The sequence below is a fragment of the Bdellovibrio sp. HCB-110 genome (genome assembly GCF_047323225.1).
Lineage (GTDB): Bacteria > Bdellovibrionota > Bdellovibrionia > Bdellovibrionales > Bdellovibrionaceae > Bdellovibrio.
The window spans coordinates 3,593,770-3,617,124 of record NZ_CP178750.1 but is presented as its reverse complement, the minus strand read 5'-3'; the positions used below and the strand labels follow the sequence as shown (position 1 = coordinate 3,617,124).

At 45.5% G+C, this 23,355-nt stretch carries 24 protein-coding genes; 14 read left to right on the top strand and 10 right to left on the bottom strand.

Annotated features, from left to right (window positions below; genetic code table 11):
• Positions 1–22 precede the first annotated feature (22 nt).
• The 13 genes from fliF (at position 23) to ACL934_RS17110 (ending at position 14,312) form a co-directional block, all read left to right on the top strand.
• A complete protein-coding gene (gene fliF / locus ACL934_RS17170; protein WP_374075570.1) occupies positions 23–1,672 on the top strand; it encodes a flagellar basal-body MS-ring/collar protein FliF in 1,650 nt (549 codons plus the stop codon).
• Positions 1,672–2,706 (top strand): flagellar motor switch protein FliG, encoded by a 1,035-nt coding sequence (fliG, locus tag ACL934_RS17165; protein WP_374075568.1) that lies wholly within the window; start codon positions 1,672–1,674, stop codon positions 2,704–2,706. The genes fliF and fliG overlap by 1 nt, the downstream gene beginning before the upstream one ends.
• Positions 2,693–3,484: a FliH/SctL family protein gene (locus ACL934_RS17160; RefSeq protein ID WP_374075566.1), complete on the top strand. Its 792-nt coding sequence runs from the start codon at positions 2,693–2,695 to the stop codon at positions 3,482–3,484. Before fliG ends, ACL934_RS17160 begins: the two co-directional genes overlap by 14 nt.
• Complete coding sequence (locus ACL934_RS17155; RefSeq protein WP_374075564.1) at positions 3,484–4,812, top strand: FliI/YscN family ATPase; 1,329 nt, start codon at positions 3,484–3,486, stop codon at positions 4,810–4,812. Before ACL934_RS17160 ends, ACL934_RS17155 begins: the two co-directional genes overlap by 1 nt.
• 55 nt (positions 4,813–4,867) lie before the next feature.
• A complete protein-coding gene (fliJ, locus tag ACL934_RS17150) occupies positions 4,868–5,314 on the top strand; it encodes a flagellar export protein FliJ (protein WP_413612655.1) in 447 nt (148 codons plus the stop codon).
• 2 nt (positions 5,315–5,316) lie between these two features.
• On the top strand, positions 5,317–6,138 hold the full coding sequence (locus ACL934_RS17145; protein WP_413612654.1) for a magnesium transporter MgtE N-terminal domain-containing protein: 822 nt from the start codon (positions 5,317–5,319) through the stop codon (positions 6,136–6,138).
• A 60-nt stretch (positions 6,139–6,198) separates the two neighbouring features.
• Positions 6,199–8,037, top strand: a complete 1,839-nt coding sequence (locus tag ACL934_RS17140; protein ID WP_374075559.1) for a flagellar hook-length control protein FliK — start codon at positions 6,199–6,201, stop codon at positions 8,035–8,037.
• A gap of 13 nt (positions 8,038–8,050) precedes the next feature.
• Positions 8,051–9,055 (top strand): flagellar hook assembly protein FlgD, encoded by a 1,005-nt coding sequence (locus ACL934_RS17135; protein ID WP_374075556.1) that lies wholly within the window; start codon positions 8,051–8,053, stop codon positions 9,053–9,055.
• Between the two features lies 1 nt (position 9,056).
• Entirely contained in the window at positions 9,057–9,488 is a 432-nt protein-coding gene (locus ACL934_RS17130; RefSeq protein WP_374075554.1) for a TIGR02530 family flagellar biosynthesis protein, read from the top strand.
• Between the two features lie 138 nt (positions 9,489–9,626).
• Positions 9,627–10,910 carry a flagellar hook protein FlgE gene (locus ACL934_RS17125; RefSeq protein ID WP_374075552.1) on the top strand — a complete coding sequence of 428 codons (1,284 nt, stop codon included), beginning with the start codon at positions 9,627–9,629 and terminating at the stop codon, positions 10,908–10,910.
• 312 nt (positions 10,911–11,222) lie between these two features.
• A complete protein-coding gene (locus ACL934_RS17120; protein ID WP_295905896.1) occupies positions 11,223–11,897 on the top strand; it encodes a response regulator transcription factor in 675 nt (224 codons plus the stop codon).
• Positions 11,878–13,290 carry an ATP-binding protein gene (locus ACL934_RS17115; protein WP_413612653.1) on the top strand — a complete coding sequence of 471 codons (1,413 nt, stop codon included), beginning with the start codon at positions 11,878–11,880 and terminating at the stop codon, positions 13,288–13,290. Before ACL934_RS17120 ends, ACL934_RS17115 begins: the two co-directional genes overlap by 20 nt.
• A 422-nt stretch (positions 13,291–13,712) precedes the next feature.
• Positions 13,713–14,312, top strand: coding sequence for a hypothetical protein (locus tag ACL934_RS17110; RefSeq protein WP_374075546.1), 600 nt, complete (start codon positions 13,713–13,715; stop codon positions 14,310–14,312).
• A gap of 61 nt (positions 14,313–14,373) precedes the next feature.
• Here the strand turns inward: ACL934_RS17110 and ACL934_RS17105 are convergent, their stop codons facing one another.
• The 9 genes from ACL934_RS17105 to ACL934_RS17065 form a co-directional block, all read right to left on the bottom strand.
• Entirely contained in the window at positions 14,374–15,087 is a 714-nt protein-coding gene (locus ACL934_RS17105) for an ABC transporter ATP-binding protein (RefSeq protein WP_374075544.1), read from the bottom strand.
• Positions 15,084–15,860 (bottom strand): ABC transporter ATP-binding protein, encoded by a 777-nt coding sequence (locus tag ACL934_RS17100; RefSeq protein WP_374075543.1) that lies wholly within the window; start codon positions 15,858–15,860, stop codon positions 15,084–15,086. The genes ACL934_RS17105 and ACL934_RS17100 overlap by 4 nt, the downstream gene beginning before the upstream one ends.
• Positions 15,841–16,815, bottom strand: a complete 975-nt coding sequence (locus ACL934_RS17095) for a branched-chain amino acid ABC transporter permease (protein WP_374075541.1) — start codon at positions 16,813–16,815, stop codon at positions 15,841–15,843. The genes ACL934_RS17100 and ACL934_RS17095 overlap by 20 nt, the downstream gene beginning before the upstream one ends.
• Positions 16,815–17,717: a branched-chain amino acid ABC transporter permease gene (locus ACL934_RS17090; RefSeq protein WP_374075538.1), complete on the bottom strand. Its 903-nt coding sequence runs from the start codon at positions 17,715–17,717 to the stop codon at positions 16,815–16,817. Before ACL934_RS17090 ends, ACL934_RS17095 begins: the two co-directional genes overlap by 1 nt.
• A 9-nt stretch (positions 17,718–17,726) precedes the next feature.
• Entirely contained in the window at positions 17,727–18,848 is a 1,122-nt protein-coding gene (locus ACL934_RS17085) for an ABC transporter substrate-binding protein (RefSeq protein WP_374075536.1), read from the bottom strand.
• Positions 18,849–18,938: 90 nt separating this feature from the next.
• Positions 18,939–19,928: a 6-phosphofructokinase gene (gene pfkA / locus ACL934_RS17080; RefSeq protein WP_374075534.1), complete on the bottom strand. Its 990-nt coding sequence runs from the start codon at positions 19,926–19,928 to the stop codon at positions 18,939–18,941.
• Between the two features lie 91 nt (positions 19,929–20,019).
• Positions 20,020–20,292 carry an HU family DNA-binding protein gene (locus ACL934_RS17075; RefSeq protein ID WP_295905919.1) on the bottom strand — a complete coding sequence of 91 codons (273 nt, stop codon included), beginning with the start codon at positions 20,290–20,292 and terminating at the stop codon, positions 20,020–20,022.
• A gap of 158 nt (positions 20,293–20,450) precedes the next feature.
• Entirely contained in the window at positions 20,451–20,675 is a 225-nt protein-coding gene (locus ACL934_RS17070; protein ID WP_374075532.1) for a DNA gyrase inhibitor YacG, read from the bottom strand.
• A 45-nt stretch (positions 20,676–20,720) separates the two neighbouring features.
• A complete protein-coding gene (locus ACL934_RS17065; protein WP_374075530.1) occupies positions 20,721–21,440 on the bottom strand; it encodes a hypothetical protein in 720 nt (239 codons plus the stop codon).
• Between the two features lie 278 nt (positions 21,441–21,718).
• Between ACL934_RS17065 and ACL934_RS17060 the strand changes: the two genes are divergently transcribed.
• Positions 21,719–22,540 carry a hypothetical protein gene (locus ACL934_RS17060; protein WP_413612652.1) on the top strand — a complete coding sequence of 274 codons (822 nt, stop codon included), beginning with the start codon at positions 21,719–21,721 and terminating at the stop codon, positions 22,538–22,540.
• Here the strand turns inward: ACL934_RS17060 and ACL934_RS17055 are convergent.
• A complete protein-coding gene (locus tag ACL934_RS17055; RefSeq protein ID WP_374075527.1) occupies positions 22,493–23,260 on the bottom strand; it encodes a prolipoprotein diacylglyceryl transferase in 768 nt (255 codons plus the stop codon). The genes ACL934_RS17060 and ACL934_RS17055 overlap by 48 nt on opposite strands.
• Between the last annotated feature and the right edge of the window lie 95 nt (positions 23,261–23,355).

Here is a 23,355-nt window from a genome sequence, read left to right as displayed (position 1 = left end):
TTTTTAGTTCGGAGGGGTTGCCTTGAATAAAATTTTTGGTGGATTGGTCGTCCAATTTCGTGAGTTCTTTAAAAATTTGGGACCAACCAAAAGACTTTCGGTCGTTGCAGTTACAGTCATCGCTATTGTGGCGCTGCTCACAATGCTTTTCATGGCATCCGGAAAAGACTACGTTCCTCTTTTCACGAACATTCCTACAGAACAAGTTTCAACTATCGTTGCTAAATTGAACGAAAAGAACATTCCGTTCCAATTGCGTGACGACGGCAAAACAGTGGCGATTCCGAAAGAGCTTCTGCATTCAACGCAAATGACGTTGATGTCTGAAATCGGTTCTCCAAAGATGGGTTCGATCGGTCTTGAAATCTTCGACAAACAAGATTTCGGAATGAACTCTTACGCACAAAAAATCAATTATCAAAGAGCTCTTCAAGGTGAGTTGATGAGAGCCATCAACACTTTGACGGCGGTAAAACAATCTAAAGTCATCTTGGCATTGCCAAATAAGAAAACCTTCCTTGAAGAAGGTGGCTCGGCGACAGCTTCCGTTGTTGTTGAACTTCATCAAGGCAAAGAACTCGCTCCAGAACAAGTTCGCGGTATCCGTTACCTTGTTGCTAACGCGGTTGAAGGCTTGGATGCCGATAAAGTCACGGTTCTTGATGAGCGTGGAAAAGTTCTGACTCGCCAAGAAAATGGCGCGACAGGTGGATCGAACGAACTTTTGGATTTGAAAGCAAAGATCGAAGGCGATCTTGAAGATCGTATCGAAGACATTCTTTCTAAAGTTGTCGGTCACGCGAAAGTTGTGGCGAAAGTGGATGCGACGCTCAATCACCGCATTATCTCTTCCGTGGAAGAATCCGTAGATCCGGATAAAACGGCGATTCGCTCGCAACAATCTGAAGAGGAATCTTTGGATGGTTCTCGTGTGAATCCCTCAGGTGTTCCAGGTTCTCGTTCCAACCTTCCAGGTGCGGAAGACCAAGGAACAGTTGGATTTAAACAAGACGTTAAAAAAGAAATCAAGACGACCAACTACGAAGTTCCAAAAACAGTACGTAACATTCGTGAAGCGGCTGGAAACTTGGAGCGCGTGAGTGTGGCGGTTGTCGTTGACGGTATGGCTGTGACAACAACGAAGCCTGATGGAACGACAGAGACCAAGTATCAACCTCGTTCTGCAGAAGATCTTAAAAAATACGAAGACCTTGTTAAAAACGCGATTGGTTTTAACACGGCTCGTGGTGATAGCGTAAAAATCGAAAACATGCAGTTCCAACCTGAAGACTTCTCTGAGGCGGACAAAATTCTTACGACTCTTGAGCGTAAGAAATTGATCCATGCCTTATTCAAATGGGCGTTGCTAGGTTTCAGCTTGGCCTTGTTCTTCTTCATCGTGGTTCGTCCATTCATGCAATGGATTACGGACAGCTTCCAAGATTCTGTGGAGGAAATGCTTCCTCGTACAATTGAGGAACTCGAAGAACTTCAATCTGTGGATAACACTCTTCCAGGTATGTCGACGGCTCTTCCTGTGTTACAGGAATCTATCGATCCGGAAAAAGCGGAAAGCGAACTTCTCAAAGATCGTATCATGGCCACCATGACACGAGACGAAGAGAAAGCAGCCAATGCCTTTGGTATGTGGCTTGTTAGGAAGGATGGCTAATGAAACTTCATAGAGCCGAAAATATTGAGTATGAAAATCTAAAAGGTTTCGATAAGGCCGCAATCCTTATCAACTACTTGGGCCGTGATGCGGTGAAAGTCCTTCTGCGCCATATGGACGATGCGGATATTCGTAAGCTCATCAATCAAATGAGCAAACTGCGCGTTGTTCCCGTGCACGTAACAAAGCGTGTGCTTGAAGAGTTCTATGAAATGATCTCAGAAACCGAAGATTATATCTTTTCTGAAAGTATTTCTGCCAAAGACACGATCGTGGATGCTTTGGGTGAAGAAAGAGCCCGCGGTATCCTCGGGGGTTTGAATATCACTTCAGGTGGTTCACGTTCTTTGGAATCTCTAGAAATGGTCGATGCAAAATCTTTGGCGACATTCTTGGTGAATGAACATCCGCAAACTGTTGCGGTGATTCTTGCGCACCTTGAGCCAGAGAAAAAAGGTGAGGTTTTAAAACGTCTTCCGGAAGCTCTTCAAGCCGAAGTGGTTCTGCGTATGGCGAACTTAGAGCACGTCGATCCAGAGTTGATCGCCGAAATCGACCGTGTATTGAAAAATCAATTGTCGAACACTGCCACTGTTGAGCAAGCCGCTTTGGGCGGGGTTCAACCGGTTGCCGAAATGCTCAACGTTATGGACAAGAACACGGAAACAGCGATCATGTCGCGCCTCGAAGAGAAAGATCCTCTCTTGGCCGAAGAGATCCGCAAGCTTATGTTCGTTTTCGACGATATCGTCAAAATCGACGACCGTGGTATCCAGGCACTTCTCAAAGAAGTACCAAACGACAAACTACTTCTGGCTCTCAAGACTGCCAGCGAGGATATTCGCAACAAGATTCTCAAAAATATCTCAGCTCGTGCGGCGGAGATGTTACGCGAAGACTTGTCGAACATGGGACCTTCTCGTTTGTCAGACGTAGAATCGGCGCAACAAGAGATCGTCAACGTTGCAAGACGTTTGGAAGCCGAAGGAAAGATCTTGATTGCAAGAGGTGGTTCGGAAGATGCAATGGTCTAATACTAACAGAGTTGCTAAATCTGTTCTTCCTAAGGAAGTGGCAGAGAAAACTGTCTTGGAGTTCGTGCCCGTTCGTTTTGATCTGGGCACACCCGAGCAGGCTCTTAATTACCTGGCCGAAAAAGGCAAGGGTTCTGACTTCCGTATGAACGATGCGGTTCGCGTGCAAACGGGAATCGATCAAGTTGAAAAAGTCAGCGAAGAGGAAAAAGTCGAAGCTGCGGCTCTGGAAAAACTCAAAGAGATCCAAGAAGGCGCTTATAAAGAAGCTTATACATTGGGTCTTGAAGAGGGACGCAAAGAGGCTTTTGAAATTGTTTCTGCGGAAATTGCCGAGCGCATGCAAACTTTAGATGTTCTTCTGAATACCATCAAAGATATGAAGAAAGAAATGGCTTCGTTTAACGAATCTCATTTGCTTCAGTTGGTTTTCCGTATGGCCTCCCGTTTGGCAAAAACGGAACTCCAAGGTAATAACGACGCCATGGTGCAAATCCTTCGCGATGCCGTCAGTCTTTCTCAAGATGAAGAAAACATCACGGTTCACGTTTCTCAAGCTCAGTTTGAGTTCCTTGAAGAACTAAAAAAGGAAACGGGCCGTGAGTTTGAATTTGTTAAAAGAATTCGTTTTGAACCCAATCAGGAAGTTTCTGATGGCGGTTGTATCGTTGAAACAAATTACGGCGAAGTGGATGCGCGCATCGAACAGCGTATTGAACAGCTTTGGACCGTACTTTCTGAAAACATGCCGAAAGTGAAAAACAGGATTGCCGGTTAATGAGTGAACTAGAGCTGAACCTGGAAAAATACTCTGAAGTGATTGACTCCATCCACTTGACTCGCGATAGCGGGAAGGTGACGGAAGTTAATGGCATGCTTATCAAGGGTTATCTTCCGGGTGCCAGTGTCGGCAGTATCGTCAAAATCAATCCGAGTGGCATGGATAAGTCCTTTCTTGCCGAAGTCGTCGGTTTTAAAGACAAACACGTTTTAATGATGGCTTTGAATGACATGAGAGGTGTGGCTCTTGGTTCAAAGATCACTCTGGCCCGTCAGATCGCCACAGTTCGTGCGGGTGACGAGCTTCTAGGTCGTGTCGTTGATGGCTTGGGTCGTCCTTTGGATGACAAAGGTGAAGTTGAAAACTTCCGAGAAGTTCCTCTTTATAGTGAAGTTCGTAACCCTCTAGAAAGACGGCCTATTCGCGAACCTATTGATCTTGGGATCAGAGCTATTAATGGCGCATTAACCGCAGGCCTTGGTCAGCGTGTCGCTATTATGGCGGGTTCGGGTGTGGGTAAGTCCGTTTTATTAGGGATGATGGCGAGAAATACCAATGCCGACGTGAACGTGATTGCGATGATCGGTGAACGTGGTCGTGAGGTTCGTGAGTTTATCGAGCATGATTTGGGTCCTGAGGGCATGGCAAGATCCGTCGTCGTTTGTGTGACGAGTGATCAAAGTCCTTTGCTGCGTATGCGGGGCGCTTATGTAGCGACAGCCTTGGCAGAGTACTTCTGTTCTCAAGGCAAGAATGTTCTTTTGATGATGGATTCTGTGACTCGTTTTGCAATGGCGCAAAGGGAAATCGGTTTGAGTACTGGTGAGCCCCCTTCACAAAAAGGTTATACGCCGAGTGTGTTTGCGACTTTGCCAAAATTGTTGGAGCGCGCCGGATCTTTTGAAGGCGAAGGCAGTATCACAGGATTTTATACGACCCTTGTTGAGGGGGACGACATGAATGATCCTATCGGGGACTCTGTTCGTTCCATCGTCGATGGGCATATCGTACTGAGCCGTGCTTTGGCGCAAAAAGGTCATTTCCCGGCGATAGATATTATGCAAAGTGCAAGTCGTGTGATGCGAGCGGTTTCGTCTCCTGAGCACGTGAAGATGGCGCAAAAACTGCGCGAAACTCTTGCGATTTATAAAGATGCTGAAGATTTGATTAACATCGGAGCGTACAAGCCAGGATCAAATCCAAAAATTGATAAAGCGGTGAAAGTGATTGATGCCGTCAACGACTTCCTCAAACAAAGAGTGGAAGATCCATCGACCTTCACGCAAACCATCCGCCAAATGCAGCAAATCCTTGTTAATGCTTAAGGCCCGCGAGGGCACAGAGCGCAGGGCCGGAGGCCCGGAGCTGGAGTAGTATCAAATGAAATTTAAGTTTCCACTCCAGAAAGTCCTAGAGCACCGTAAAATCAAAGAAAACTTAGCTCAAAAAGATTTCCAAGAAGCCATGATGCTCTTAAATGAAGAGAATGACCGTCTTGCGCAGATGGAGCAGCATAAAACGGGAGCTCACATGCAAGCTGGGGCCTTTGCAAGCCAAGGGGGGACCCAAGGTCCAGCTCTTTCGCAGATTCATGAATTCTTAAAAGGCCAGGAAATCCGCATCCACAGGCAAAAGCAAAAAATTCAAGAAATCGAGAAATTGGTCGAGGCCAAGAGAGAGATTTTGCGACAAAGCGCACTCGAATATAAAATTATGGAGAAGATGCGAGAGAACAAGTTTGAGGAATACAAACAAGATCGCCTCGCTCAAGACCAAAAAGAGATGGATGAACAAAGCATCCTGCGCTTTAAAGCTGTGAAGGACTAAGGATGAAAAGCGGATACGATCAATTCTTCCAAAATGCACGCAAGGTCGCCGATCAACAAGGCGGTGTGAAGTTTAATAAAAAACCTTCTCCAACGCGTTTGCATCTTGATTTAGCTTCTGAAGATGTTGAGCAACAAATCCGCCGCCGTATGAACATGGGCGCTCCTAAGAAAAGAAAAAAAGCTTCTGTTCCTTGGAAACTTGTCGGTGTGTCCTTCATGGGATTGATGATCGCTGTGTGGGGATTTCAGAATCACGACGAAGTCGAAAATCTTATTAAACGTGTTGAATTTCAAATGACCGGCGAAGCGGTGGCGCAAAGTCCCGCTCCTGAAAAGCCAGCAGCACCAGCTGCAGCAGAACACGCGGAAGGGGCGCCTGAGGCGGCTCCGGCAGCTTCAGCGATGAGTTCCGTCGAAATTGATCACTTGCAAAAACTCAACGAAAGAAAAAAAGAACTCGATGCGCGTGAAGAAGAACTCAACCGCATGGAGACAGAACTTCAAGTACAAAAAGTGGATTTAGAAAAACGCCTGAAAGAGCTTGAGGAAATGAGAACGAAGATTTCCTCGATGCTCGAAGATCGCGTCAAGGCTGACGACCAGAAAGTCGATACCTTGGTACAGATGTATTCCAATATGAAGCCACCCCAAGCGGCTAAAGTCTTTGAGACAATGGACGAGGATTTGGCAGTTGAAATACTTGGCCGTATGAAAAAGAAGAATGCTGCTGATATTATGAATTTATTAAAACCAGAAAAAGCTCAGGTGTTATCTGAGATGTTCGCTGGATATAAACGTCGTTCACCTGCATCGGGGCGGTAGCCCGCAGAGCGTAGCTGAAGCAGATGTTAAGATAAACTTTTTCCAAGGAAGGAGGAAGGTTTGTTACAAAGTATAGTCGGCCCTCCCATGGTGGGTGCGACCGATTTGAAATCGCCGCCGGAAAGAACGGTGGATAAGGATTTCAAAGGCTCCGGCTCCGAATCTTCATTCGGAAAGGCTCTCGAAGATAAAATCTCGAAAAGCCTGAAAGAAGTGAAAGATTCGCCGCAACGGGAGATGAGGCAAAAAGACAAGGAAGATAAGCCTCAGCAAACGGAAGCGAAGAAGACGGAAGAGGTCAGCAAACAGCCAGATGGGAAGATAAGTAAAAAGGCGACGGTTCGACAGAAGGCAATACAGGAATTCATGGACTCTTTCGAGAGTGAATTCGAAATATCCCCCACACGACTTGTGGAGGCGATGGCCCAGCTGGACGAAAAACAACTCGCCCAATCTCCCGAAGCGACAGCGGAAGCTGTGATTGACCAATTAGGTTTGAGTGATGAAGACGCAAGCAAAGCGCAAGCGATGTATGCGGGCTTGATTGCGCAATTGAGTCAGATGCCACAGCAGCAGCAACCTAAACCTGCGCCAGAAATGGCCGTGGGTGCTGGTATGTCTCAACAAAATATGCAAGCGCGTATCGCCGCAGCTCAAGGCAAGCAAGATGTCATGAGTGCCTCCGTAGATCGCTTGAATAAAAGTTTTTGGATGAGACAGGAACCAAAGGCGGTTCCAACAGCGATGCCTTCGTTGGATGCTTCTTTAGCCCAAAAAATGATGATGGATGATTCTGCTTTGGCGGAAATCGCGACGGAAGAAATGCCAGTGGAAGTTCCAGAAATGGAAATGCCACAAACTCCTCCTGCCGCGGCTCAAGGGCCAAAGTTGGAAGAATTGCCTCCGCATTTGCAAGGGCAGATGAAAGAGACCATGTCTCCAGCATTGCTCGCGGCTTTAGCTGCTAAACAAGCGGTTCAAGCGAAAAACGCAAAAAATGCAGAAGGTTCTTCAGAAGAGGCTCCGGCTCTGACGGATGAATTCCAACAAGCGTTGCAAGCTCCGAAGTTTGAAAAAGTTCAAGCAGCTGTGCCAGGACAAATTCCGAATGTCCAAGGCAAAGCGAGCCAAGAATTTTTCCAAAACCAATCTCAAGGTCAATCTTTAATGCAACAGAACTCACAAGAGTATGTACAAAAAGGAATGACGGGCGGGAAGGAAGCGGCAACGAAGCTTGTTGAGAAGGCAGATTTCACGCAAAGTCTCACAGGCCTTGAGGGTCTTCATGGCGCACCTATCAAAGGTGAAGCTTTGAAAATGGACGCAGCGATGCCAATAGCAGCCGCAACGCCAACAGCTCCGGCAAATCCTGGAGAGAATGAAGCGGCCGTGAAGCAGCTCATGAATCAAGCCCAATACTTGATTAAAAAAGGCGGCGGAGAGATGAAAGTTCAAATGACCCCTGAGGGCATGGGAACGATTCACCTTAAAGTCATGCTTCAAGACGGCAAAGTGAACATGCAGATGTCGGCGGATACTCAGGAAGCAAAGAAGACAATTGAGTCTAGTCTAGCTGAACTGAAAACCAGTCTTGCTGCTCACAAGCTCTCGATGGAAAATGTAAAGGTGGATGTTGTGAACTCAGCATCTGCGGATACAGCGACACAAAACCAAACCAACATGAACGGCCAAAATCAACGGGATCAAACTCGTCAATTCTGGAACCAGTTTAACGAAAACTTCGGTTCTCAGGGACGAAAAGAATCTTTTGCCGAGATGCCGAACTTGAAAGGTTACGGAAATCGCGGTCGCGATCCATTGCAACCCATTGAGACATCGAGCAAAGCTCGTGCACGCAATGTGGAAGGCAAAGGCAGCGGACTTAACTTGGTAGCGTAGAAGGAGAACACGCATGACAGTCGTGGGTACAAAACTAGGAGTGAATGCATTCGGGGCAACTCAAACGAAACCTGAGAATGCAGGCGCATCCAATATCAGTGCTCTTGATAAAGACAAACTCGGTGGCGAGAATGTCGGTGAGGTCTTAAATAAGATCGTCGATGCAAACTGGACAGATCCTTCTAAGAAACCTCGCGTTGCGGGAAATCCCAATTTGGATAAAGATGCTTTCTTCAAATTGATGCTGACACAAATGAAAAACCAAGATCCGACGAATCCCATGAAGAGTCATGAGATGGCTGCACAACTTGCAAACTTCTCGTCTCTGGAGCAAATGCAAAACATCAACAAAACTTTGGAAGAAATGAAGAGCGCGCAAAAGCCTTCAGAAAATTTCCAAGCGTTGAACTTGATCGGAAAAGCTGTTGCGGGTGATTCATCGAAAGTTGTCCGTAACGCCAATGATAAAGATCACGATTTCAAATTCACTCTGCCAATGGAGGCCAGTGAAGTGACAGTGAAAGTTCGTGACGCTGAAGGAACTGTTGTTCGCACTTACAATCTGAAAGGTCTCAAGAAAGGTGAAAACAAACTGACTTGGAACGGTGAAGATGACAGAGCGATGAAAGCAGCTCCGGGTGAATATCAATTTATGGCGGAGGCGAAAGGCGCTGACGGAAAGAAAATTGCTTTGAAGACGGACTTTGACGGAGTGATCACAGGAGTGAGTTATTCGAGTGAAGGCCCTGTTCTTCACGTGGGAAATCAAGCGATCCGTTTCTCTGACGTGAAAAAGATCACAGACCCTCGTCTTATGAGCAACGACCAGAAAGTAAATGATGTAACAAACCTAGACTTGAAAAAGGATGATGCTAAAGGACAAACTGTAAAAGAGGGGAATGTAGAGCAACAAAAGGCTTCACCATCTCCGGCTCCTGCGGCAAAATCTAATATCCTCAACACAGTGGGTTTATCCCGCGACATGATGGAGAAGATCGCTAAGGAGACGGCGAAATAAAATGGTGGACTTAAAAAAGATACAAACTCTAGATCAACTCGTTCCGCAGCAACCAGGGAAGGTGAAACAACCGGATCTGGGCACGGGACCCTCCTTCAAGGAGACTCTGGGTAATGTCGGAGGCATGAAGCCTCAGAACATGATTCAGGGAAATCCTCAAGGCCTTGCCAAGGCAGCTGAAGGGGTGAAGTTTTCGAATCACGCGATTGAGCGTATGAGAACTCGGGGAATTAGTTATTCACCTGAAGACATCTCAAAACTCTCTGACGCGATTTCGAGAGCGGCGGCGAAAGGTTCGAAGGATTCATTAGTGTTAATGAATGACTCCGCACTGATCGTCAGCGTGAAGAACAACACAGTTGTGACTGTGATGGACAAGAATGCATTGAAAGAAAATGTGTTCACGAACATCGACTCTACTGTAGTTATTTAAGCGCAAAAAGTTAGCAGAGTGGATGGGCTTAGTTAACTTAGTTAGAAAAATTTAATAAAAGAATTAGGGCTGGTCCTCGTAGAGGAGGCCCTCCAAACGGCGGATTCCGATTGAAGACGCCAACGACATGGAGGTCACATGGGTATTCTTTCATCTCTTTACACAGGTGTGTCTGGTATGACTGCTCAAGGCGAAGCCTTGGGTGTTATCGGTGACAACATCGCCAACGCGAACACTGTCGGTTTCAAAGCGAGCCGCGCAGAATTCCAAGATATCATTTCTAAAAACTTAAAAGGTATCCTGGGTGGTAACCAAATCGGTCGCGGTGTGAAGATCGGTGCAGTAAATCCTATCCTGACTCAAGGTAACATTGACGCCACAGAAAAAGTAACTGACTTGGCGATCTCTGGTGACGGTTATTTCAAAGTTAAAGGATCTGATGGCGAGTCTTACACTCGTGACGGTTCTTTCCACTTTGACCGTGAAGGTTACCTAGTAACAAATGACAATCAAAAAGTTCAAGGTTTCGCGACTGACGAAAAAGGCAATATCGTTAACAAAATGACTGATATCAAATTCCCTCGCGCCTTGATCCCAGCGAAAGCAACGAAAGAATTGAAATTGGATTTGAACTTAGATTCGCGCATGGAAGCGACTAAGAAGTTCGATATCAAAGATCCATATTCGACTTCTCACTACTCTACAGGTGTTGAGATGTACGATTCTCAAGGTAACAAACACTTGGTAAGCTTCTTCTTCAATAAAGTGGCTGATCGTGAGTGGGAATTCAAAGGCCTTGTGGACGGTAAAGAAGTGACTGGTGGAGACGAAGGCGCTCTTTCTCAAGTGTGTGGTGGTAAGTTGACATTCACAGTGGATGGTAAACTTGACAGCCAAGAGACGACAGAGATGAACTTCAACTTCAAAGGTGGAGCTCTTCAAGGACAAGAAGTTAAATTGAACTTCGGTGACGCGATTAAAGATGGCGGTAAAGGTTTAGACGGTACGAAACAGTACGGTAAAAACTCAGACCTTATCTCTTGGCATCAAGACGGTGCGGCTGCTGGTACGATCACCGGTTTGTCGTTCAATGACGAAGGTATCTTGACGGCAGTTTACTCGAATGGACAAGCTTCTGACCTGGCTCAGATCGCTCTTGCGAAGTTCGAGAATCCAGAAGCTCTTTTCAAAGTTGGTAACAACCGTTTGAAAGAATCTAGAGATTCTGGAACTGCTTCTCTGGGTGGACCGGGTGCAGCAGGACGCGGTAAATTGTTCGCAAAATCTCTTGAGAGATCAACAGTGGATTTGGCGACAGAATTCGTAAACATGATCCAAAATCAACGTGGTTTCCAAGCCAATGCGAAGACAATCACGACGACAGACGAACTTTTGAACGAGGTTATCCAACTTAAGAGATAATCCTTAGCTGAATAGACCTATTACGACCATGTCACAGGCTCCCTGACCAGGAGCCTGTTTTTATTTATACAGGGTCAAAGTTCTTACCGATGTGTCATAAAAGTAAATGAGAACTCCGTTTAACTTCCGTTTGGCAAGAACGTTTCATGGGGAGATCGGTTTCATCTATGCAATCAAGATGGAGTCCTCGATTAAAACTGTGTAATAAAGCCCTGTTTAGGAGTATTTATGAAATTTGCTCCTTTTGTTTAGAAACAAATCTGATATATCCTAGCCTCACAAATAACATGAACGTAACAAAGGTGACTCCAAATGAGATGCTTGGTAGTTGAAGACGATAACGAGATTGCAACGATCGTGAAGCAAGGCTTGGGTGAACTCGAAGGCGAAGTGGAAGTGGAATCCAACGGTCGCCGTGCGTATGAAAGAGCGTTAACGAATCATTACGATATTATTGTTTTGGATTTGATGCTGCCGGAGATGGATGGTTACACGTTTGCAAAATCTCTTCGTGAGAAAGAAGTGAACACACCTATTCTTATCCTCAGTGCACTACGTGAACTTGATGACCGTTTGAAAGGTCTTAGCATGGGTGGTGATGATTATCTCACGAAACCTTTTGCAATGGCGGAACTTCAGATCCGCGTGAAAAACCTTTTGAAGCGCGCGCAAAAAGCTTCCGAAGTGACTTCACTTGTATTCCAAGATTTGAAACTCAATCGTTTGAATCGTGAAGTGGTCCGTGCAGGTCGTAAGCTTGACCTTCAAGAACGGGAATTCGTTCTTTTGGATCTTTTCATGAGCAATCCCAATAAAATCATCGGAAAACAAACTATCCTAAAAGAAGTTTGGAATTATGATTTCGATCCGCAAACAAACGTGGTAGACGTATTAGTATGTCGTTTGCGAAACAAGTTAGAAAAAGATTTCCCTACACGCCTCATTTATACGGTTAGAGGTGTAGGATATGTTCTTAAGTCGTCTTAAGCCGACGCTCTTCCGAGTCAGCACTAAATTGACCCTCGCGTACTCTTTAGTGCTGATTCTAAGTTCAACTGTCATATTCAGCTTTCTTTATTTTCAGATCAGTCACGCTCTTCAAAATCAAGAGCGTGTCGTGCTTGAAGCCAAGGTCGAAGAGTACCGCAATCGCATCGAGATTCGTGGTCTTAAAGATTTTCAGGATTATTTTTCCAATATTCCGAATTATGACCGCGATGCGGTGATGCTGGTGACGGTGCTTTCTCCTCGTGGGGAGATGTTATTTTTTCATGAGCCTTTTCCTAACTTCAAAATTGATACGGAATCTCTGCGCATTGAGCTTTTAGGCCAAAGGTCACAAAAATTCGATTTCATTATGCCGGAACTTTATGGCGAGGATTCGGTTCTGATCTTCGGGCGCGTTCTGAAGGACGGCAATCGTCTCGTGGTAGCAAAGAGCACAGAGGGTTTAAATCTGCAACTGCGCAATTTGCAGAAAATATTCTGGTGGCTTCTTTTACCCGTGGCCCTGATTGGATTTCTTGGTGGTCTTTTCCTCTCTGCGAAGACTCTCAGTCCGGTACGTGAGCTTCTAACCTCGATGAAAAAGATCGAAAGCGGTTCTTTGTCGACACGAGTGCCAGTTGGCGGCAGTGATGACGAATTGGAAGAACTCAAAGTTCTTTCCAATAAAATGCTCGATAAGATTGAGGGATTGGTCAGTGGACTTAAAGAGGCCTTTGACCACTTGGCTCACGATATTAGAACTCCGGTGACACGCTTGCGCGGCCGGGCTGAGCTTGCTTTGCAGAGCGAAGGTGATGTGGAGTCCTATCGCGAGGCTTTACAAAGTTGCTATGAAAACTCGGATAAAATTCTCAATTTCTTGCAAGTTCTTACTGACATCACGGAAGCTGAGAATCGTAGTAAAAAGCTCAAGCTTGAAAAGAAATTTATCTCTGAACTTGTCCAAGAGATGATGAGTCTCTACGAAATGGCTTTCGAAGAAAAAAATATCAAGGTCATTCAAAAACTGGATACTCATGATTGGGCATTGGTTGATGCGCGGTTGATCAGCCGGGTAATCGCAAATCTGTTGGATAATGCGCACAAGTACACACCTTCAGGTGGTGAGGTCACGATTGAAACCATCAATCAGACCGAGAACGTGATTTTAAAAGTTACCGATACGGGCCCCGGTATTTCTCCTGATGAACATGCGATGATTTGGCAAAAACTTTATCGCAGTGATAAGAGTCGTTCCGAGTATGGAATGGGTTTGGGGTTGACCTTTGTGAAAGCGGTCGTCGAAGCCCATGATGGAAAAGTCTCTGTGCGCAGTCCTGTGAAGGATGGTCACGGAACTGAATTCGAAGTTCTTCTGCAGAAGATGTCTTAGGTGCGGTTTTGCTGGCTGGGAGGGCTGTGGGGAGTTCCGCTCCGTCAGACAAACTCGGCACCCTCCGCAGGAGGGCCCGCCTCGCCCTGCCTCGCCGCGCTTTGGTGCGACGTCGTGTCGGCGCGGAGGTCTGACTGCGCAGAACTCCCCACAGCCCTCCCAGCCAGCAAAACCGACAACGTTCAATGTATTTCCCTAAATTTGTCATGTGGTTAAAATATTGTCAGTTGAAGGCCGTGAGGTGCTTTTTATCAAGAAAACTTAGTTAGAAGCTTAGTTGTATATAGTAGCTCTGGGCGCAGATTACCCGAGTTATTTTGGTAATTCAGAATCCGCTCATAAAAACTCTCAAAGTCTTTGTTGGGGAATGATATCTGCACTTCGTGTTTTCATAAAATAAACAAAAGACAAAGGATCGACCGATGAAAATGAAAGCGATGGCCCTTTTGGGTTTGATGGTGATGTCCGTGACTGCCACGTCTGCGCTTGGGCAGGTTCGTGAGAAATCTTGCATGGAGCCTTGTACTTCTAAAAGAGATTTCCCTTATTACTCGCACACGACAACGGGATTGGACTATGGTTACGATCTTCGTATCAAGAAAAAATCTTTGAGAGGTGATGTGGATGTAAAACTCTCTCTTCTTAAAAATGGTGAAGAAATTCCCATGATTGCCGGTTCTTCTATTGAAATTTCTGATCGCGAATCTTTGGTGTTCATTCGTATCCTGAATGCGAAATACGACAAACAGTTTATGAAAGATCCAAATGTAGACACAAAATTGGAACTGAAATTTTCGATGGTCAGTGGTGACCGTGTTTTAGGATCTAAGGTGATTCCGTTTTCAACGGAAGCGATCAGTGATCAAGTTCTTGTGGATGAACCACGTGAATTTACGATTGAAGGTGAAGAGTCTTTCGCTCGCATTGAAACAGAGCTTATCGCGGCAGGTGGCATGAAGTGCCGTTGGAAGATCTTGCCTCCGGGAGTCATGTTCTGTGATGACGGTAGTGGCGGAAAATAGAACTTAGAATTGAAAAATAAATTTAAAACTCCGGAGTTGCGATTTCGGAGTTTTTTTATTTTTAAACACCAAGGTAAGCCTTACGAACTTCATCGTTATTGAGTAGGTTTTGTGCTGAGTCTTGCATGACAATACGACCTGTTTCTAAAACGTAAGCGCGGTGTGAAATCTTTAAAGCCATACGGGCATTCTGTTCTACCAACAGAACTGTCATGCCTTCTTTATTCAACTTTTTTACGATTTCAAAGATTTGTGCCACGATCAGTGGAGCTAATCCCAAAGACGGTTCATCCAGCAATAACAGTTTCGGTTTGCACATCAAAGCGCGACTGATCGCGAGCATCTGTTGCTCGCCACCGGAAAGAGTGCCCGCCATTTGTGTGATACGCTCTTTTAAGCGCGGGAAAAGCTCAAAACACATCTCAAGATCTTTTTTAATTTCGGCTTTGTCTGAGCGGGAGTAAGCGCCCATCTCTAGATTTTCATAGACGCTCATCTGAGGAAAAACACCGCGCCCCTCAGGAGATTGAGCGATTCCCAGTCCTACACGTTTGAATGTAGGAACGACGTTTAAATTTTGTCCGTTAAAAGAAATCTGACCGCTATTGGGAACAAGGCCCGAAATAGCTCGCAAGGTCGTTGTTTTGCCGGCACCGTTCGCGCCGATCAAAGAAACCACTTCACCTTCGTTCACGGTGAAGCTAATACCTTTCAAAGCCTGGATGGAACCATAGAAGACTTCAAGATTTTCAACTATCAAAAGGGGAGAGCTCATTCTTTCTCCTCAACGCCCAGGTAGGCCTCGATCACTTTTTGTGAGCTTTGAACTTTCTCTGGATTGCCTTCTTCGATTTTTACACCGTGATCCAGAACAATGATATTTTCGCAAATACCCATCACCAGTTTCATATCGTGTTCAATCAACAAAACGGTCAGATTGAATTGCTCGCGAATTTTTGCGATGGTTTCCATTAAATGGTGAGTCTCGGAGTGATTCATTCCGGCAGCAGGCTCATCCAAAAGAATAATTTTCGGATCTGTCGCCAGCGCACGCACGATCTCAAGCTTTCTTTGCTCTCCATAAGGAAGAGAGCTTGCGGGCTTGTGGGCCTTTTCATCTAAATGAAAGATTTTAAGCAGACTCATGGCTTTGTCTTGTAAAGCACCTTCGGCTTTCCTAAAGCGCGGTGTTTGCAAAAGAGTATCAACAAGTCCGTAGTGCATGTGCTGATGGCCCGCGATCAAAACATTGTCCAAAACAGTAAGGCCTTTAAAAAGACGGATGTTTTGAAAAGTTCTCGTCACACCACGATGGGAAATCTCATAAGGTTTAAGACCTTTCAAAGATTTTCCTTCAAGAGCGACGTCGCCCAGTGTGGGCGCATAAACGCCCGTGAGCATATTAAAGACCGTTGTTTTACCGGCGCCATTAGGTCCGATCAGACCCGCAAGCTGACCTTTTTTAATTTGGAATTCCAAGGAGTCGACGGCTTTAAGACCGCCAAACTGCATGGTGATCTTACGAGCTTCAAGCAGAACGTCGGACATATTTTCTCCAGACATCAGTGATTTCCAAGTCTCCGAAAAGACCTTTAGGACGTAAGATCATTACAAGCACCAAAGACAAAGAATAAATCACCATACGCAAATCAACACCTGTGATTTCCTGCAAAGGACGTAAAGCTTCCGGAAGAATGGTGATAAAGATCGCTGCCACAATAGAACCCGTCATAGATCCCATGCCGCCCAGAACGACCATGATCACGGCATTCACGCTTTGCAAGAATGTGAATGAGGATGGGCTGATAAAATTCGTAAAGTGAGAGAATAAAGAACCCGCAACACCGGCAAAGAAACTGGAAAGAACGAAGGCTCGCACTTTCATGCGAGTGGTGTTGATGCCCATGGCCTCAGCCGCAATTTCATCTTCGCGCACGCTTAAGAAGCCACGGCCATAAGTGGAGTGCATCACACGCCAGATTGTGAAGAAACAAATCACCAGCCACAAAGAAGCGAAAATAAACGAAAATAAGAAAGAGCTAAATCCAGGAATATTCGAGTAACCCCGAGGACCGCCCAGGAAGTCCATATTCAGTAAAGCCACACGAATGATTTCGCCAAAGCCCAAAGTCACGATGGCAAGATAGTCACCCTTCAAACGTAAAGAAGGCAGTCCCACAAGGAATCCCGCCGCTGCGGCAACCAAGCCCGCACCGAAAGCGTAAATAAAAAACTCAAGAGCTTGTACTGGAGGAGGTAAAATATCCCAATGAGTATTGGCGTAAGCGGAAAAATAAGCACCGATAGCCATAAATCCAGCGTGACCTAGCGAGAACTGTCCCGTGTAGCCATTCACCAAATTTAAACTCATAGAAAGAAGACAATTTACAAGAGCAAATAACAAGATCAGTTGAAAATAAGCATTAAGACCAAAATCTAAAACAAGTCCCAGAACAGACAGAGCGACAATGGCAAGAAGAGGAAACTTAAAAGCTTTCACCATTAGACTTTCTCCACCGTGTATTTGCCCAGAAGACCTGCAGGTTTAAAGATCAAAATCACAATCAAAATCCCGAAAGCCAAAGCGTCGCGATAAGTGCTTGAAAGATAGGCGACCACCATTTCTTCAGACAGACCCATGATCAAAGCACCTAAAACAGCGCCGCCGACATTGCCGATGCCGCCAAGAACCGCAGCTACGAAAGCCTTAAGGCCAATCATCATTCCCATCAACGGATCAATTTTTGGATATTTCATGCCGACAAGAACGCTGCCGACGCCTGCAAGGGAAGAACCCACGATAAATGTGAATGCAATAATACGGTCTGGATTTACACCGAGCAAACTGGCAACAGAAGCATTAGCACTCACGGCACGCATCGCCCGCCCGATTTTAGTTTTGAAAATGAGGAACTGCAAAGCGAGCATGGCAATCAAACTCACTATTAGAACTGTGACGTCGAAGGATTTCAACTCGACATCGCCGATATTGAATAGAACAAAATCCTTCATCACTTCTGGAAATACTTTTGGGTCGGCACCAAAAACAACTTGGCCCGCGTATTCCAAAAACAAGCTCACACCGATAGCGGTGATCAGAATATTTAATTTAGGAGCTTTGCGAAGGGGGCGATAAGCAAGACGTTCAATGGCAAGGCCCAGAAGACTGCAACAAACCATCGACACCAGAAGAAGAGTTACAAGAGTCGCAACACCGGGGCTGGCATCAATGCCGAAGAAGCGGGCGACATAGTAGGCAGCAAAAGCGCCCACCATGTAAACATCCGAGTGTGCGAAGTTGATCATTTTCAGGATTCCATACACCATCGTGTAGCCAAGGGCGATCAGTGCGTAAATAGAGCCAAGACTGATACCGTTGATGAGATGTTGAATGAAATCCTGCATGCACCGTCCTTATGGAGTGATCGTCGTGACGTACTTGCGGTTGTTTCCGTCCACTTGAATGATCACAGCACTTTTCACAGCATCGCGATTTTCATTCAAAGTGATTTTTCCGGTAACTCCGCCGAAATCTTTCGTCTTAGCTAGTTCATCACGAATGGCTTTGCCTGACAAGTCAGGAGCGCGCTCAATTGCAGCAACTAGGATTCTCGCGGCATCGTAACCCAAGGCTGCCAAAGCATCCGGAGTTTCGTTGTATTTCGCTTTGAACTTTTTGATGAACTCAGTGACAGCAGGGTCTGAAGACTCTGTTGTGTAGTGATTTGAGTAGTAGTTGCCGTTGATAGCTTCTTTCCCGATTTCAGAAAGTTTATCACTGTCCCAGCCATCGCCGCCCATCAGCGGAGCTTTTATACCCAATTGACGAGCTTGTTGAGCAATCAATCCCACTTCCGTGTAATAACCGGGGACATAGATGCCCTCAGGATTTTTAGAGCGGATTTGCGTTAATTGCGCTTTGAAGTCGATGTCTCCCGCTTGATAACTTAAGTCAGCAACGATTTCACCGCCACGTTTTTTGAATTCTGCAGCAAAAACGTCCGCAAGACCCACGCTGTAGTCATTTTTTACGTCGCGCAGGATCGCCGCTTTTTTCATTTTCAAATTTTCTGTGGCAAATTTCGCCATCACAAAACCTTGAAACGGATCAATAAAGCAAATGCGGAAAATATAATCTCCCGCTTTAGTCACATCCGGATTTGTGGAAGCTGGAGAAACAAATGGAACCTTGTTGGTTTGCGCAATTGGCGCTGCCGCTTTAGAGCGACCGCTGGCAACACCACCGATAATCGCAACAACTTTATTCTGAGTGATCAAACGAGTCGTCGCCGCCGCTGCTTCTTCGTTTTTCCCTTGGTCATCCAAAGTTACCAAGTTGATTTTTTTGCCTTTCACTCCGCCAGCTGCATTGATTTCATCTAGGGCCAAGCGCACGCCTTTATTTGAACTCAAACCAAAAGTAGCATCACTTCCAGTTAAGGAATCGTATTCACCGATAACGATTTCATTTTCTTTTTTTGTGCAGCCGGAAAGAAGCGGCAAGATCAAGAGCAGAGCTAAGAGTAGGCGTTTCATAAGACCTCATTTTCGAATGGAATATCCCATAGAATTCAAGCATCCAAATCTGAGGTCAAGATAAAAAGTCAGAGAGCTTCGAACGAAGCTCTACGTCGCAAGAATATTTGCTAAAGAGATCAGATCCAGTTGGGATTTTTTCTCGTGCTTAGTGACTAGATCCAGAGGAACCTGAATAAGACGTTCGCCCTCGGTACCAATCATGATGTCACAATATCCCTTTAAGAGAGAATCCACAGCGGCAGCACCCATGCGGCTGGCCAAAATACGATCTGCCGCCGTCGGAGAACCTCCACGCTGTTGATGTCCCAGAATACAAACTTTTGCATCCATACCGGATTTTTTGCGAATCGCGTCTGCCAAGTCGTAAGCGCGACCTGGCTTTTGACCTTCAGCGGTCACAAGAATACTACTGGTTTTTCCACGAGAAATACCATCTTTGATATGATCCAGAGCTTTTTCAACTGTCGTATTTCCCTCGGGTGTGAAGATTTCTTCGGCTCCACCGGCAAGTCCGACGTGCGAAGCAATAAATCCAGAATTTCTTCCCATCACTTCCACGATAAAAAGACGATCATGAGAAGCGGCCGTGTCACGAATTCTGTCGATGGCTTCAAGAGCCGTGTTCACCGCAGTATCAAAGCCGATGGTTTTGTCACTGCCATAGATATCATTGTCAATAGTGCCAGGAACACCGACGACGGGAATTTGATGTTCTTCCCACAGAGCATGAGCGCCGCGGAAAGAACCATCACCACCAATGCAGACAAGAGCATCAATGCCTGCGTCTTTCAGATGTTGCGCGGCTTTTGCGCGACCTTCAGGTTTCATGAACTCTGTTGAACGACCGGTTTTTAGAATCGTTCCGCCTCTTTGAATGATGTTTGCCATGTCACGAAGTTGCAGAGGCTGGATTTTGTTTTCGATCATCCCAACGTAGCCGTTGTGAACACCGTAAACTTCCAAATTTTGTGCAATACCCACGCGAACGACGGCACGAATAGCCGCATTCATTCCGGGAGCATCGCCACCACTCGTATAAACACCGATTCTCGTAATTTTTTTTGTAAATTGAGCCATAGAGAAAGGCTACCGGAGCTTTCGAGGATAGACAAAATAAAAAAGGCGCTCCCGAGGGAACGCCTTTTTAGGTTTTAATCGTTAAAAACGATTACTTAACCATTGATTTGAATTCTGCGCCAGCGCGGAATTTTGGAGCCCAAGCAGCTGGGATTTTGATTGCTTTACCAGTTTGTGGATTGCGACCAGTGCGAGCTTTACGCTTAGCTTTTGTGAATGTTCCGAAACCAACAAGTTTAACATCGTCGCCTTTTTTAACAGACTTTTTGATGTTTTCTACTGCGCAATCAAGGATTGCTTCAGCTTGAGCTTTAGAAACTTTTGTTTCAGCTGCGATTTTTTCGATGAGTTGTGCTTTGTTCATGTGAACTCCTCTTTCAGACACTTTTGTGTGTCTTGCGTTGTAATTAAAATCTTGATGATAACTCTTCGTCATCCAATGACAGCCCAATCAAAATTCAAAAACTAAATTTCGTCAATAGCAAAATGTGAAAACGACTCTGAGTGCGAGTTTCGCGCTGATTAATGTTCGTTGTCCGATGAATCGTCGTAGTCATCTTCAGAAGAAGTTAAAGAATCACTTGAAGAACCACTAGTGGGAATTCTGTAAGATTCGCTGGCCCACTCACCAAGATCGATGAGTCGACATCTCTCTGAACAGAAAGGTCGGAAAGGATTATCTACTGTGTACAAAGTCAAACGCCCACACTGTGGGCATTTGACCTGTCGAGCTTGAGGTTCGGTCATACTTTTAATTTTACGAACTCTTGCAACGAGTGCAAGACGCGGAGCTTAGCGACGTTTAAATTTTCCAGTCGCGATCTTCGTAGCCACGTTGTTATACGGGAAGTAAAGATCGTATGTGAAATAACCGTCGTTCAAAGTTCCTTGAAGAACTTGGATTTGGATCAATTTCAATCCGCCACCATTCCAGTAAGAACCTTGGGCTCTGATTTCAAAACCTTTACTATTGTTAATTAAACTGAACGTGTTTTGTTGATTCAAGTAAAGTGGATTGAACGCAATACCGCCACCAACCAAACCGATACTAATCGAATACTGGTACCAGTTCGGAGCAGGATAAGCCGTGAAGGACACAGCCGGTTTCAATGAAGAATCAATGCTGAATTCAACTTGGAATGATCCAGATACCCAGTTTTCACATTTGCCAAGACCACCATCCCAGCCCCAGACAAGTCTGTCACACACACCCATCGCTTGTTTCAAGAACTCTTTGAAAGCTTCTTGATTTACGATTTGCATATTACCGTTTTGAGTCGCGATATTCCAACCGTTGTTATAGAAATATCTGTTGTAGTCGTAGTAGCGCACTGTTCCTGTATTAGGAACAACGCCTGTGCCATTGACACATACATTTCCACTAGGAACTTGTCCCGCCGGGCACGTGATAATCGGTTGAGTAACAATTGTTTGTCCTCCGCCGTCGTCCTTCGCACAGCTGACCATCAACACGGCACTAAATGCCAAAAATGATGTAATAAGCCTCTTCATATAAACCTCTCTCGTTTTCTCGATAGACTTCTTCAGATAATCTGCAATTCAGGAGTCATGCCACGAAAGCCTTGCAGTCATACATGGATAAAATCAAATAGAGGCAGCCAAGACTGTTTAACGAATTTTAGAAGAGGCCAATTTGCGTCACTCCGAGAAAAGGTACCAGGTGCCTTTCCTCGAGGGAAAGTCTCAATATGAGACATTTTATGTCAGGGGCTTAGAATCATTTCAAAGGGTATCTATCACTCGCAAACTGTGATAATTTGTCCGCCGTTATGTCGTTTAAAAAAATTCTTCCCTACATTCTTGCCAGTCTTCTTCTGATTTTCCTTGTGGGAATGGTGCAGTCTCCGCGCAGTTTAATCAAAAGTAAATCCAGCAATCGCCAAGTGCATGCGCAATCCGAAAATAACGATTATTTTTATCTGCCCGTGGGCTCCGTCAATGTTTCTTCTCTGACGATGATCGACTATGCTTCCGTGATCGGCAAATTTATCACGCAAAACTACACACGCGTCCTCCAGCAAACAGGGCTTCCCCTCACGATTCCTTTTGAGTGGGAAAGTCCTTACTTCGCAGCTTTCGCGAAAAAGAATTCCGATTCTATGCAGATTTCAATCTGGGGAGGAATGGCTCGTGCGCCGGGTGCTACGCCAGGAGCTTTGACGGCGGTTCTTTGTCATGAACTTGGGCACATTCTTGGCGGCGAGCCTCTACAAACTATTCCCGGCGCGGATTGGGCTTCAGCAGAAGGGCAGTCTGATTTTTTTGCGGCTTCTCAATGTTTGCCGGATCTTCTTAAAAAATATCCGGATCTCATTACAAACATTGATCCACAAGTTGAAAAGCTTTGCGGTGAAAACAGGGATTGCGCAAGAACGATGCAGGCAGGTTTAGAGATGATGCGTCTTTTGCAGAAATATTCTTACCGTGACTATGTGCCTGTCAGTCTTGAAGTTTCAGAAAAGCCTGCAGCGGATTTAATTCGCAATAGCTATCCGTCGGATCAGTGCCGTATGGATACGTATGTGCAAGGTGCTCTTTGCCAGCTAGGAGGCTCGTGTCGAGCTCCGGTGTGCTGGTTTCCTGAAAAGTAAATAGAATCCCAAGAAAATAACACAGAGGCTGATCCAACTGGAAATCGAAAGTCCTAATGAAGGCCCACGGAAATCATCGCGGAGGGACTCCATCAATAGTCGGCCTGTTGCGTGCAGAATCATCCACAGAAAAAAGATACTTCCAGAATGTTTAAAATAAGAAATGCGTCTTTGCTCGCGCGGGATATTTTCCAATCCCAAAAGAATAAATAAAACACCCAGCTCCCAAAGAGCGGCGTAAGCTTGGGTCGGGTGTCTTCCGTCCACGGCCCAAGGCAACTCGCAATATCTTCCGTAACAACAGCCCGCTAGCAGGCAAGCTGTTCTTCCCGCCGCATAAGAAAAGGAAACAACGGGAGCAAAAAGATCCATGTAAGCTTCACAACTTTTGCGGGTTTTGAAAGTTAAAAAGAGCGCACTGAAAAAGCCGGCAAGCAAAGCTCCACCGTAAAAAACAAAACCGCCGTTCCAAAAATGGAGAATGCGCCAAGGGTCTTCACGATAGTAGTCGAAGTCTTCATAGAAGACATGAAACAATCGGCCGCCGATAAATCCCGCAATCATGATCACAAGACTTAGGTCCAGCGTGATCTTTCGGGAAAGTTGAAAGCGCGCTGTTCTTCGCACAAGCCAAAACAAACAAATGCAAACAGTCGCACTGAGGACAAAATAATAAGTCGGAATTTGTAAGGACGGCGAAATAACGATGACCGGGTACAAAGAACCTCCGTATACCGACGATAGACTTAATTTTCTTTTATTCCCCAAAATATTCAAGACGATTCTGGTCAACCCCTCACAACTAATTACATAAT